Below are 13,641 nucleotides of genomic sequence, written 5' to 3' on the forward strand. Positions count from 1 at the left end.
CAGTTTTCCCTCTTTTGATATAATGGATAAGATAGCGGCGCGGGAGGGAATATTAGGTATGGAAATAGAAAATAGAATTGATAGGATAAAAAAGCAGTTGCACTCGTCCAGCTACAAATTAACGCCTCAGCGAGAAGCGACCGTCCGCGTTTTACTTGAGCATGAAGAGGATCATTTAAGCGCAGAAGACGTTTACCTCCTTGTTAAAGAAAAGTCGCCGGAAATTGGATTGGCAACAGTTTACCGTACGCTAGAGTTGCTGACTGAATTGAAGATAGTAGATAAAATTAACTTTGGAGACGGGGTTTCCCGTTATGATTTAAGACAAGAAGGAGCTGCGCATTTCCACCATCATCTTGTTTGTGTGGAATGTGGCGCGGTAGATGAGATCCAAGAAGACCTGCTTGAAGACGTAGAAGACATTGTGGAACGCGACTGGAACTTCAAGATAAAAGACCATAGATTAACCTTTCATGGCATTTGCCATCGATGTCATGGCAAAGAAGAAAATAAAGGTGAATGAAGTCGGACCTTTTCCATTTGATGGAGAAGGTTTTTTGCATTTTTAAAAGGCTAAAAACCTATTGCGAGGCATCTCAAGAAAAATATCAGGATGAAGAATGATTTTTTTCATGTAAAGGCTATTTTTGCTTTCTCCTTGCCGAAACACGTATAAAACTTGTCCTGTTGGGCATAGATTGATACAAAGGATCGAATGGGAGGGGAAAGATGATGAAAACATCCTTATCGCTTGTTTTGCATACGGCTAAAGTGATGATTCTCTTTGTTAGCTTCACTGTTCTTTTTTATATAGGAATGGTATGGTTGAATCAGGAATATCAAAGTTATCATCGTTATGATGAGCCCAAAGGTATGGCTGTAAAAGTATCAAAGGCAGTTGATACGGGTGATGATGCATGGCTTGAACGCTTAATGTTGTTTTATTTAAACGGGGAGTAATGAATATGGAGAATCAAATTAGGGATTTCATTCATTTTTTAACCATTGAAAAAGGACTTGCCAAGAATACGCTCGTTTCCTATGAGCGCGACTTAAGATCATATTGGAGCTATCTGAAAGATGTTGAAACCATTAACGACTGGAATGATTCACGGCGGGTGAACATCTTGCATTTTCTCGTCCATTTGAAGGATCAAGGGAAATCATCGAAGACGGTAGCGCGCCATATTGCCTCCATTCGATCTTTTCATCAATTTCTTCTAAGGGAAAAGGTAACCGATCAAGATCCGTCCATACATATAGAAACGCCAAAGCCGGAACGAAGCCTTCCAAAAGTATTAAGCATGGAAGAGGTTGAAGCATTATTGGAAGCCCCGAAGATATTGGATGAATTCGGATTACGCGATAAGGCGATGCTGGAACTGATGTATGCGACAGGTATGCGTGTCAGTGAATTGATATCCATGGATGTGGGGGATGTCCATGGATCGATGGGGTTTGTCCGTTGCGTAGGGAAAGGAAAAAAAGAGAGGATCATTCCGATTGGGCAAACGGCATTGAGTGCCATTGAACATTATATGGAAGGGGCTCGAGGGAGATTGGCCAGCCCCAAGCACAGGACGGATTCACTTTTTTTGAATCATCATGGCAACAGGCTGACAAGACAGGGATTTTGGAAAATTCTAAAAAAACTTGTAAAATCGGCACAAATAGAAAAAGAAATTACACCACATACACTGCGTCATTCTTTCGCGACACATCTATTGATGAATGGGGCTGATTTACGTGCCGTCCAAGAAATGCTGGGTCATGCGGATATTTCGACAACTCAAATTTATACACATATTACGAACGTACGGATCAAGGATGTATATTCAAAATTCCATCCGCGAGCTTAAAAAAATAGTAGAATGATAGAAAGGTTGTGAATTTAACTGCGAGACAGTTAAAGGGAGCAGCCTTTTTTTTTATGGACCGGGCTGCAAAATGGATGCTGACGATTCTCGCGCCATCTGATGGCACTTTGTTTCATTTCGAAATATATTATTTGTCTCAATCAAGGGTAATCGTTTACAATGTAGAGAGGTCAGACTTCTGACGTTCTTGTGATTTCATTTAATTGAAGAGTATCTGAGCAGAATAAGGGTATTATAGGGAGTATAAAAAGTGATTTACTATTTTAGGAGGAATGACTCATGAAAGGAAATTCAGCGTTTAAACGTATATTTGTTGTGGTTATGGATTCAGTTGGAATTGGCGAAGCACCTGATGCCGATTTATTCGGTGATAAAGGGGCGGATACACTCGGCCATATCGCTGAAAAAATGAATGGATTGAAAATGCCGACTCTCGCAAAATTGGGTTTAGGAAATATCCGTGAAATAAAAGGGATTGATAAGGCTCAGCAACCTCTCGCATACTATACGAAAATGAAAGAAGCATCTACAGGGAAAGATACGATGACTGGACATTGGGAAATAATGGGGTTGAATATATCCACCCCATTCCGTGTATTTCCCGATGGTTTTCCGGAATTATTAGTCAATGAACTTGAGACGAAAATGGGACGTGGAATAATTGGGAACGTCCCGGCAAGCGGAACGGAAATCATTGAAAGACTTGGTGAGGAACATATGAAAACGGGTGCGTTGATCGTATATACATCAGCTGATTCCGTTTTACAGATTGCTGCACATGAAGATATCGTTCCGATAGACGAATTATACAAGATTTGTGAAATTGCTCGTGAGGTGACAATGGCTGATGAGTTCAAGGTTGGGCGAGTGATTGCCAGACCTTTCACGGGTGAACCAGGCAGCTTCAAAAGAACGCCTAACCGTCATGATTATGCATTGAAGCCTTTTAACCGGACAGTAATGGACGAATTGAAGGATTCTGGATATGATGTTCTCGCAATCGGGAAAATCTCGGATATCTTTGATGGGGAAGGCGTCACTGAATCATTAAGGACCGTATCTAATATGGATGGAATGGATAAATTAATCCAAACGATAGAACAGGACTTCAAAGGGTTAAGTTTCCTGAACCTAGTCGACTTCGATGCTTTATACGGCCACCGCCGCGATCCAGAGGGATACGGAAAGGCATTGGAAGAATTCGATGCCCGGATGCCGGAAGTCCTTGAAAAACTGAAAGAGGATGATTTATTGATCATCACTGCCGATCACGGGAATGATCCGGTACATGAAGGAACCGATCACACACGTGAATATGTGCCATTATTGGTCTATTCCAAACAATTTACAGAAGGTGCCGAGCTCCCAATTAGAGATACATTTGCTGATATCGGGGCGACGGTCGCTGCCAATTTTGATGTGAAAATGCCTGCCTTCGGGAAAAATATATTGGGCGATATAAAATAAGGGGAGATTAAAAAGATGTTTAATAAAATAGAGACAGCTGCGTCATTTATAAAAAATAAGATTGAAGGCTCCCCGGAGATAGGACTGATTCTTGGTTCTGGACTTGGAGTACTGGCAGATGAAATTGAAAATCCCATAACGATCCCATACCACGAAATACCGGAATTTCCGGTATCGACTGTTGAAGGACACGCTGGACAGCTTGTCATTGGTCAATTAAGTGGCAAAAAAGTTGTAGCAATGCAGGGGCGTTTTCACTTTTATGAAGGATACTCCATGGAGAAAGTCACATTTCCAGTACGTGTAATGAAACTTCTTGGAGTTGAGCAGTTAATTGTAACGAATGCTGCGGGAAGCGTTAATGAAAGCTACGCACCTGGTGACTTGATGCTCATTACGGATCATATTAATTTAATGGGGGCAAACCCATTGATTGGTCCTAATGAAGAGCGTTTCGGCCCTAGATTCCCTGATATGTCAGAAGCTTATAATAAAGGCCTTCGGGCACAAGCTAAAAAAATAGCATCAACACTCGGGTTGGATATTAAAGAAGGTGTATATATCGGGAATTCAGGACCGACTTATGAGACACCTGCTGAAGTGAAAATGGCAAGGATCCTTGGCGGGGATGCAGTTGGAATGTCAACAGTTCCTGAAGTTATCGTAGCTAGACATAGCGATATGAAGGTGCTAGGAATATCATGCCTTACCAATATGGCCGCAGGCATTCTGGATCAGCCTTTGTCGCATGTAGAGGTAATTGAAACAACGGAAAAAGTGAAAAGCAGTTTTCTGGAATTTGTTAAGCACATCGTTAAAGACATATAAAACGATCCAAAAAAATACAAGTACACCTTTATAGAAGCGGTGTCTTTAAAAGTGGGGATTCTAATATGAGAATGGTAGATTTAATCGAGAAAAAGCGTGATGGAAAGGCTCTTTCTACTGAAGAAATACAGTTCATTATCAAAGGGTTTACCGATGGATCGATTCCGGATTACCAAATGAGTGCTTGGTCGATGGCTGTTTATTTCAAAGGGATGAATGAGCAGGAACGTGCTGATCTAACCATGGCAATGGTCGAGTCGGGCGATCAAATTGATTTATCGATGATTGAAGGAATTAAGGTCGATAAACATTCAACAGGCGGTGTGGGTGATACCACAACACTAGTACTTGGACCATTGGTTGCTGCTGTAGGTGTTCCAGTGGCAAAGATGTCAGGACGCGGCCTCGGCCATACAGGCGGTACGATCGATAAGTTGGAGTCTGTAAAAGGCTTTCATGTCGAAATAGAAAATGACGAGTTCATTCGACTTGTAAATAAAAATAAGATAGCTGTCATTGGGCAAAGTGGCAACCTGACCCCAGCTGACAAAAAGTTATATGCATTGCGCGATGTTACGGCTACCGTTAATAGTATCGGTTTGATTGCCGGCTCGATCATGAGTAAGAAAATCGCTGCTGGTGCAGATGCGATTGTACTCGATGTTAAAACGGGAGCAGGCGCTTTCATGAAAACTCTCGAAGATTCCGAAGAGTTAGCGCACGCGATGGTGAGCATTGGGAACAATGTGGGACGAAATACGATGGCTGTCATTTCCGATATGAGCCAACCGCTGGGTTACGCAATCGGAAATGCTTTAGAGGTGAAAGAAGCCATCGATACGCTTAAAGGGGAAGGGCCGGAAGATTTAACGGAACTTTCTTTAACGCTAGGAAGCCATATGGTATACCTTGCCAAAAAGGCAAGCTCGCTGGAAGAAGCAAGAACCCTGCTTGAAAATGCGATTAAAGATGGTTCTGCACTTAACTCATTCAAGGTCTTCCTAGAAGCGCAAGGAGGCGATGGTTCGGTTGTAGATCAGCCGGAAAAACTTCCTCAGGCTGCTCATACTTTCGAGCTGGAAGCGAAAGTGGACGGGTATGTATCGGAAATCATCGCTGATGAAGTAGGAACGGCAGCTATGCTTTTAGGAGCAGGCCGGGCGACAAAAGAATCAGAGATAGATTTGGCAGTCGGGCTGGTACTCCGTAAAAAAATCGGAGAAACCGTTGTAAAAGGTGAATCCCTTGTGACGATTTACAGTAATTTTGAAGATGTTTCAAAGGTAAAGGAAAAATTATATGAAAGCATTGCGATTTCAAAAGAGAAAGTAGAAAAACCTACTTTGATCTATAAAGAGATTATGGAATAAATTTTTTCAAAAAAAGGCCGCTCATTATTTAGAGCGGTCTTTTTGTCTGTCCCAATGAATGTTTAAAAGAGGATGCCCATGCGCAGCCTCTTTTATTTTTTTGTTAATTTATTACTTGATATCCATTATATGATCTTAAATTCATCTTTATTTGTATAAAAATGGGTTTGATGGAAAAAATAAATCATATAAAGATTGGAGGGTATGGAGATGAAGCGGATTCTTTCTCTATTTTTAACCGTATTAGTAGCAATGGGTTTTAGCATCCCGCATACAGAGGCAGCTGAAGAAAAAGGTGTCGAGCTGGCGGCAAATGCTAAATCCGCTATTTTGATTGAACGGGATACAGGTACTGTTCTATATGACAAAAATGCAGATGTTCGCCTTTCACCGGCAAGCATGACAAAAATTATGACGATGCTGCTAATCATGGAAGCGGTCGATAAAGGCGAACTTAGCATGAAGGAGAAAATCAGGACTAGTGAGTATGCGGCATCGATGGGCGGTTCCCAGATTTTCCTCGAGCCAGGTGAAGAGATGACTACAGAACACATGCTTAAGGGCATCTCGATTGGTTCGGCGAATGATGCATCGGTCGCGATGGCTGAACGTCTTGCTGGATCGGAAGAAGAGTTTGTTAGGAAAATGAACAAAAAGGCGAAAGACCTCGGGCTGAAAAATACAAAGTTCCAAAACGCAACAGGCCTTCCTGTTAAAGATCATTACAGTTCGGCCCATGATATGTCGATCATGGCGAAGGAACTATTGAAATACGATACGATTACAAGGTTCACGGGTACATATGAAGATTATCTCCGTGAAAATACCGAAAAGAAATTTTGGCTTGTCAACACGAACAGATTAGTGAAATTTTACCCTGGAGTGGATGGACTGAAGACAGGATTCACAAATGAAGCGAAGTATTGTTTGACAGCAACAGCAAAAAAAGGGAATATGCGTGTCATTGCCGTCGTTTTCGGAGCTGTTTCTCCAAAGGAACGAAACGCTCAGGTTACTAAGATGTTAGATTATGCATTTTCACATTACATCACATATCCGATTTACAAACGCGGCGAGGTGTTAGGTGAAGCAAAGGTAAGTAAAGGCCACAAGAAATCCGTGGTGGGAGTGACAAGTGAACCTATTTCAGTCTTGACAGCCAAGAACGGAACGGCAAAGGATTTTACAAAAAAAATCACTATTGATAAAGATTTGAATGCCCCCATTAAAAAAGGTGATCAAATTGGTACGTTTGAATTGAAGAAAAAGGGTAAGGTTTATGTCGAATCTCCGATTGTCGCGAAGGAAACTGTTGAAAATGCCAGTTGGTGGCAATTGTATAAAAGGGCTTTCGGCATGTTTACCCAAGCTAAATAGAATAAATTGTCGCAATGCCTGTTAATCGTACTAATTTAGGCGAAACACCACTAGTTTTGCCTGTAAGAAGGAATTGGCAGGTGAAAAAGAGAATTTGACTCCTTATAAGACAGTGAAGGAGGCTGTATATAGTGAGTCTTACGATTAATATGGAGGCGAAAAATCGCGTATTGTGCATTCGTCTCAAAGGTGATTTAGATCATCATACAGCAGAAAAATTGAAAAACCAGGCAGAGGCAGCTATTCAAAAGCATAACATCAAGCATATTATCCTTAACATGGAAGAATTGCATTTTATGGACAGTTCAGGGCTCGGAGTTATTTTAGGGCGGTATAAGCAGGTAAACAAAAAGCAAGGTGAAATGGTGGTCTGTGCAATTTCTCCAGCGGTAAAGCGGTTATTTGAGATGTCAGGGTTGTTTAAAATTGTTAAAATGGAACTATCCGAAAAAAACGCTTTGCAAAGACTGGGGGTTGCCTAAGATGAAAAATAAAATGGAAACAAAATTTTCTGCACTAAGCCAAAACGAATCATTTGCAAGGGTAACTGTTGCGGCTTTCATTGCCCAATTGGACCCGACGATGGATGAATTGACAGAGATCAAGACTGTCGTGTCAGAGGCCGTTACGAATTCGATTATCCATGGGTATGAGAGTGACCCGGAAGGCTGGGTCTACATTTCAGTGGTCATCGAAGGCGATACTGTGGAATTGACCATCCGTGATGAAGGACTGGGCATTGAGGACGTCGAGGAGGCTAAACAGCCGTTATTTACGACAAAACCCGAACTTGAACGTTCCGGTATGGGATTTACCATCATGGAAAACTTCATGGATGAAATCAATATAATTTCCCATAAGGGCGAAGGTACGATCATTCGATTAAAAAAGCACTTAACTACAAGTAGAGCTTTGTGCAATTAAGGGAGACTTGCATATGGATGTGGAGGTTAAAAACCAGAAGAGCAAGAAAGGCCAGCCCCATTTAAAAGATGAGGAATTACGGAATTTAATCCAACGCAGCCAGAGCGGTGACCAAGATGCAAGGAACCTGATTGTCAATAGCAATCTTAGGCTTGTATGGTCAGTCGTGCAAAGATTCCTCAATCGAGGTTATGAACCGGACGACCTTTATCAAATTGGCTGTATAGGCTTGTTGAAGTCCGTGGATAAATTTGACTTATCGTTTGAAGTGAAATTCTCAACGTATGCTGTACCAATGATCATTGGTGAAATCCAACGTTTTATCCGTGATGACGGAACGGTTAAAGTAAGCCGGTCTTTAAAGGAAATGGCGAATAAAATTCGCAGGGCCAAGGAGGAGCTTTCCAAGACGTATGGCCGCGTTCCGACTGTCAATGAATTGGCGGAACACCTTGAGCTGTCGCCAGAGGAGATCATCATGGCCCAAGAAGCTAGCAGAAGCCCTTCATCCATCCATGAAACGGTTTACGAAAATGATGGAGATCCCATTACTCTTCTTGACCAGATTGCCGATCATAACGAAACATCTTGGTTTGATCAAATCGCTTTGAAAGAAGCCATACATGAATTGAATGAGCGCGAAAGGCTGATTGTTTTCCTGAGGTATTACAAAGATCAGACGCAATCGGAAGTAGCGGCAAGGCTTGGTATTTCCCAAGTTCAGGTGTCAAGGCTGGAAAAGAAGATTCTTCAGCAAATGAAAAACCACATGAATCAGTGATTCATGTGGTTTTTTTTGGGGCTGGAGATAAATCTTGTTTTTAGGAAAAAGTAATAGTAATTCCCTCAGTGATCCGGGTAGATAAAAATGAAAATATGAGTGGATTCATTTTTTAGTTGAATTTAGAATTGAAAACGAATATTATAGTAAAGGTCGCGTTTTTCATTCGTTTTTTTATCTTCTTTCAACGAATAATTTATAAGGAAAAGCGTTGATGCAGTACAATATTAGGACACCTTGTCTTTACGTGCAAACGGTTGTCGGTGTTTCCTTTAGATCTGGAGGTCTAAATATGTTTATGGAAAAGTTTTTCTCCCTGAAAGAAAATGGGACGGATGTCCGTACAGAAGTCATGGCGGGTGTTACGACATTTTTAACTATGGTTTATATCCTTATTGTGAATCCGGCTTTATTGTCTTCAATCGGAATTCCATTTGAACAGGTTTTCATGGCAACAGTCATATCAGCGGTGATCGGTACCCTTATCATGGGGCTGGTAGCAAAATACCCGATTGCAATAGCGCCAGGGATGGGTTTGAATGCTTATTTCGCCAGCGTAGTGGGGGCTCAGGGCCTCTCATATCAGACCGTATTCGGTACGGTTTTCATAGCAGGTTTGCTATTTCTATTAATTAGCGTGACAAGCTTGCGTAAAATGATAATTGATGCGATTCCTAACTCATTAAAATATGGAATCACATCCGGTATTGGTTTATTCATTGCGTTCATCGGATTGAAAAACGCTGGAATCGTTGTACCTAATGAATCAACGATGGTGACTCTTGGCGATTTGCATCAGCCTGGAACCGTTTTAGCGTTAGCAGGCTTATTCATTACCTTGATTTTTATGGCCCGTAATATTAAAGGGGCAATTTTTATTGGTATGATCATTACGGCAATCATTGGCTACTTTATCGGTTTGCTCAACTTTGATGGAATCTTATCTGTACCTCCAACACCGGTATTTTTCGATATCGATATTGCCGGGGTCTTCACGCATTCTTTATATTCAGTTGTTTTCGCCTTTTTACTTGTGACGATCTTTGATACGACAGGTACCTTGATTGGTGTGACGGAACAGGCAGGATTAACGAAGGATGGGAAAATCCCTCGTGCAAAGAAAGCATTTTTAGGTGATGCGATTGCGACGACAGTCGGCTCGATGTTTGGAACAAGTCCTTCAACAGCTTACGTTGAATCGAGCACAGGAGTGGCCGCAGGCGGACGAACGGGGTTAACTGCTACTGTTGTGGCAATCCTATTCGCTGTATCGATTTTCTTTTCTCCATTAATATCGGCAATTTCTTCAGTTCAAGCAATCACAGCTCCCGTATTGATCATCGTAGGATGTTTTATGATGGAAGGCCTGGCTAAAGTCAATTGGAAAATTTTCGATGAAGCATTTCCGGCATTTGCGATCATTTTAACGATGCCGCTTACTTCAAGCATATCTACAGGGATTGCGATCGGATTCATAACATATCCACTTATGAAGGTATTCAGTGGAAAAGGAAAATCGGTACATCCGCTCATTTATATTTTTGGATTGATATTTTTGGTTCAGCTGATTTTCTTCCCCACTCATTAATTTATGAATGAAAATCAAAAAGACACGCTGTCATTGCAGCGTGTCTTTTTTTGTTCAATTAGTAATATCTGGACATGGGTCACTTCCTGCATTTTCAATCTGTTTCCAATCCATACTACTAGCATAAGGAAATAAAAGGTCGGGATGTGATGGAAGTGGCAGTTGTATATATCAGGATGAGGAACCGTGTACAAGTAAATGGAAATCAAACGGTGAGGATAAAAGATATTGCAAGGATAATCGGACCTGAAGAAGTAATTCAAATAATCGAGGACATCATATTATTAACGGTCAAGAAGGAAGATAAGAATATTATTGTCATTGATTTGGCTCAAGTTATCATGGCCATTCGCAAAATGGATCCAACTATTGAAGTGGAGACATTCGGGCCCTCCCAAACGATCATCGAAGTCATTCTCTCGAAAAAGAAAATGTCATTCCTAACTTTCGCCTTAGTCTGGTTCCTGTTGTTTGTCGGCGGCGGGATGACTATCATGAATTTTCATGTGGATGTAAGTATGGGGGAAGTACACCAAAAAATCTTTACTATTATAACGGGAAAAGTGGAAGAAAAGCCGTTGCTGATCCAAATCCCATATAGTTTCGGCCTTGGTATAGGCATGATCTTATTTTTTAATCACTTTTTTAAAAAACGCTTCAATGAGGAACCTAGTCCGCTCGAGGTTGAAATGTTCAACTATCAGCAGGATTTGGACAATTATGTAACCATGAATGAAAATAGGGAGAACGTGCGCCATCTTGATGACAGGTAAAATTATCTTCGGAATCTTTGTCGGTTTAGCTGGAGGTTTCGCGACAGGTGCCGGTTTTGTAGCGTTTTTAACTGTACTTGGGGTGATTCCGAGACTGACTCAGCTGACAAAAACAATGAAAATGATACATTTCTACGAAGGGGCCATCATTGCCGGCGTTGTCGCAGGAACATGGTTCGGATTACAGGAAACGGAACTTTCCCTCCCGAAACTTTTGTTAATTCCGATCGGCTTGGCTGACGGGATCTTTAATGGGATGCTTGCTGCTGCCTTAACTGAAGTCCTGAATGTATTTCCGATTCTGTCTAAGCGAATCGGTATTCAAGAGAAAATCATTTATCTGTTAATGGCACTCGTATTGGGGAAAATAGCCGGATCATTATTCCAATGGATTTATTTTGGCGATTTATAAGTTTATGAGGTAACAATTCCTGATGATGAAAGGTAGGCCCAAGATGGTGACCAAACGAAAAGTGATATTGATTACGGATGGAGATGAGTATGCTAAACGGGCTGTCGAGCTTGTAGCCAAGGAAATTGGGGGAAGATGTATCTCCATGTCCCAAGGTAATCCATCACGATATACTGGCTTGGAGCTTGTTGAATTAATAAAAAAGGCAAAGTATGATCCCGTATTGGTCATGTTTGATGATAGCGGTTTTATCGGTGAAGGATCAGGCGAACAGGCAATGAAGGTAGTTGCCGGACATCCTGATATTAATGTCCTTGGCGTGATAGCGGTCGCTTCAAAGACTAGAAGGGAAGAATGGACCAAGGTGGATATCTGTATTGACCGGGATGGTAATTTGACACCGAACGGGGTGGATAAATACGGCGCTGAGGAATTTGAACTGGGCAAGATTACAGGAGATACAGTGTATTGCATCGATCAATTACAAGTTCCCATAGTTGTAGGGATAGGGGATATCGGAAAAATGTCCCATCAGGATGATTTTAAAAGAGGAGCACCGATCACGAAGTTAGCGGTCGAAATCATATTGGAAAGGAGTGGTCATGATGACTTCAGAAAAACCTCGAAACATGAAACCGATTCCGAATAGGGTAGCGGAAGTTGACGCGTATATGGAAGAGAAAGTAGGTCTGGGCGTCAGCTTCGATTTAGGAGTAAGAAGGGTAAAGGTCTTAAGAAAAGATGTTCATCTTTACTATATAAACGGCCTGACGGATACCGAGTACATCATTGGAATCTTGGACTCGCTAATCCATAATAAGAATTCTGATATCATGAGTGGAAAAGTTTTTGATGTAATCAAAGGCTTGCTCGTACACCAATCAGTTGAAGAATTAGCGACGATGGATGAGCTGGTTGATAAGGTATTATCAGGATTAATAGTCATCGTTGTCGATGGTAAACCAATAGGATTGGTTGTTGATGTCAGGAGTTATCCCGGAAGACAGCCAGTAGAACCCGATACGGAAAAAGTCGTCCGTGGATCCAGGGATGGTTTTGTCGAAAACATCATCATTAATACAGCGATAACAAGAAGAAGAATCCGGGATGAAAGATTACGATTTGAAATGCTGCACGTAGGGGAGCGTTCGAAAACGGATATATCCATCGGCTACATAGAAGATATTGCCGATCCTGATTTAATAGATATCGTTCGTAAGGAATTGAATAGCATTGAGGTTGATGGCATAACGATGGCTGATAAAACGATCGAAGAGTTCATCGTCAAGCAAGGATATAACCCATACCCGCTTGTAAGGTATACGGAACGGGCTGATGTAGCGGCAACACATTTACTTGAGGGTCATGTCCTGATTTATGTGGATACGTCACCGAGTGTCATCATTACTCCGTCCACTCTTTTCCATCACATGCAACACGCTGAGGAGTATCGGCAGGCACCTGCTGTTGGAACGTTGGTGCGCTGGACACGTTTTCTAGGGATATTCGTTTCGTTATATTTGTTGCCGATATGGTTATTGTTTGCTTTGGAACCATCGCTTTTACCGGATAAGTTAGAGTTTATCGGACCAAATGATAAAACGCATATACCAATTGTGGTCCAAATCTTCATTTCCGATATAGGAATAGAATTCTTAAGGATGGCAGCCGTTCATACCCCGACCCCGCTTTCTACGGCTATGGGCTTGGTTGCGGCAGTTTTGATTGGACAGATAGCGATAGATGTTGGCCTATTTGTTCCTGAAGTGGTTCTCTATGCTTCCGTAGCGGCAATCGGCACTTTTGTCACTCCAAGTTTAGAATTGGGGGTTGCGAATAAAATTTCCCGTTTAGTATTGCTAGTATTGGTTGCTATCTTTAAAGTGCCTGGCTTAATCATAGGCATCACACTCTACATTATTTTGCTTACTAGTATAAAAACGTTAAATACACCTTATTTATGGCCGCTTATCCCCTTTCAGCCAAAGGGTATGTCACATATGCTATTAAGAAGACCTTATCCAGGAGCTGTGGAGCGTCCTAGTATTGTGCATCCCCAGGATAAATATAGGCAGCCGAGAAAATCTTAAGGTTGATGTTGTCGAAAAGTTGTGGTAATTTAATTTTATTCGGAAAAAGCGGTAAAGTTAAGGCTTCACAAAGAGATAGAGCGCTTATGGCTCTTTGAAGTTAAACCAATCTGTCTTTCCCTTCGAACTACGAAGCAGTCATAGAGAACAATAT

At 41.5% G+C, this 13,641-nt stretch carries 15 protein-coding genes; all 15 read left to right on the forward strand.

Annotated features, from left to right (window positions below):
• The first annotated feature begins 64 nt into the window (after positions 1-64).
• Complete coding sequence (gene fur / locus ACFX4L_RS03455) at positions 65-523, forward strand: ferric iron uptake transcriptional regulator (protein ID WP_061466137.1); 459 nt, start codon at positions 65-67, stop codon at positions 521-523.
• 206 nt (positions 524-729) lie between these two features.
• Positions 730-960, forward strand: coding sequence for a YqzK family protein (locus ACFX4L_RS03460; RefSeq protein WP_375166215.1), 231 nt, complete (start codon positions 730-732; stop codon positions 958-960).
• Positions 961-965: 5 nt separating this feature from the next.
• Entirely contained in the window at positions 966-1,859 is an 894-nt protein-coding gene (gene xerD, locus ACFX4L_RS03465; RefSeq protein ID WP_089361449.1) for a site-specific tyrosine recombinase XerD, read from the forward strand.
• 297 nt (positions 1,860-2,156) lie between these two features.
• Entirely contained in the window at positions 2,157-3,344 is a 1,188-nt protein-coding gene (gene deoB / locus ACFX4L_RS03470) for a phosphopentomutase (protein ID WP_284470280.1), read from the forward strand.
• Between the two features lie 15 nt (positions 3,345-3,359).
• Positions 3,360-4,172 carry a purine-nucleoside phosphorylase gene (locus tag ACFX4L_RS03475; protein ID WP_377403936.1) on the forward strand — a complete coding sequence of 271 codons (813 nt, stop codon included), beginning with the start codon at positions 3,360-3,362 and terminating at the stop codon, positions 4,170-4,172.
• Between the two features lie 65 nt (positions 4,173-4,237).
• Positions 4,238-5,542, forward strand: a complete 1,305-nt coding sequence (locus tag ACFX4L_RS03480) for a pyrimidine-nucleoside phosphorylase (protein WP_061463938.1) — start codon at positions 4,238-4,240, stop codon at positions 5,540-5,542.
• 210 nt (positions 5,543-5,752) lie between these two features.
• Complete coding sequence (locus ACFX4L_RS03485) at positions 5,753-6,919, forward strand: D-alanyl-D-alanine carboxypeptidase family protein (protein ID WP_377382972.1); 1,167 nt, start codon at positions 5,753-5,755, stop codon at positions 6,917-6,919.
• A gap of 131 nt (positions 6,920-7,050) precedes the next feature.
• Positions 7,051-7,401: an anti-sigma F factor antagonist gene (spoIIAA, locus tag ACFX4L_RS03490; RefSeq protein WP_061463936.1), complete on the forward strand. Its 351-nt coding sequence runs from the start codon at positions 7,051-7,053 to the stop codon at positions 7,399-7,401.
• A gap of 1 nt (position 7,402) precedes the next feature.
• The gene (gene spoIIAB, locus ACFX4L_RS03495) at positions 7,403-7,843 is read left to right on the forward strand and encodes an anti-sigma F factor (RefSeq protein ID WP_034308139.1); all 441 of its coding nucleotides are present in this window, start codon (positions 7,403-7,405) and stop codon (positions 7,841-7,843) included.
• Between the two features lie 13 nt (positions 7,844-7,856).
• A complete protein-coding gene (gene sigF / locus ACFX4L_RS03500) occupies positions 7,857-8,624 on the forward strand; it encodes an RNA polymerase sporulation sigma factor SigF (RefSeq protein WP_061463935.1) in 768 nt (255 codons plus the stop codon).
• 298 nt (positions 8,625-8,922) lie between these two features.
• On the forward strand, positions 8,923-10,212 hold the full coding sequence (locus tag ACFX4L_RS03505; RefSeq protein WP_377403953.1) for an NCS2 family permease: 1,290 nt from the start codon (positions 8,923-8,925) through the stop codon (positions 10,210-10,212).
• Positions 10,213-10,361: 149 nt separating this feature from the next.
• A complete protein-coding gene (locus ACFX4L_RS03510; RefSeq protein ID WP_061463934.1) occupies positions 10,362-10,985 on the forward strand; it encodes a stage V sporulation protein AA in 624 nt (207 codons plus the stop codon).
• The gene (locus ACFX4L_RS03515) at positions 10,975-11,397 is read left to right on the forward strand and encodes a stage V sporulation protein AB (RefSeq protein WP_377383020.1); all 423 of its coding nucleotides are present in this window, start codon (positions 10,975-10,977) and stop codon (positions 11,395-11,397) included. Before ACFX4L_RS03510 ends, ACFX4L_RS03515 begins: the two co-directional genes overlap by 11 nt.
• Positions 11,398-11,440: 43 nt before the next feature.
• Complete coding sequence (gene spoVAEA, locus ACFX4L_RS03520) at positions 11,441-12,046, forward strand: stage V sporulation protein SpoVABEA (protein WP_377382975.1); 606 nt, start codon at positions 11,441-11,443, stop codon at positions 12,044-12,046.
• Positions 12,003-13,487 (forward strand): spore germination protein, encoded by a 1,485-nt coding sequence (locus ACFX4L_RS03525; RefSeq protein WP_377382977.1) that lies wholly within the window; start codon positions 12,003-12,005, stop codon positions 13,485-13,487. Before spoVAEA ends, ACFX4L_RS03525 begins: the two co-directional genes overlap by 44 nt.
• Positions 13,488-13,641 lie beyond the last annotated feature (154 nt).

It is taken from the genome of Peribacillus sp. YIM B13482 (genome assembly GCF_042787975.1).
Lineage (GTDB): Bacteria > Bacillota > Bacilli > Bacillales > DSM-1321 > Peribacillus > Peribacillus simplex_A.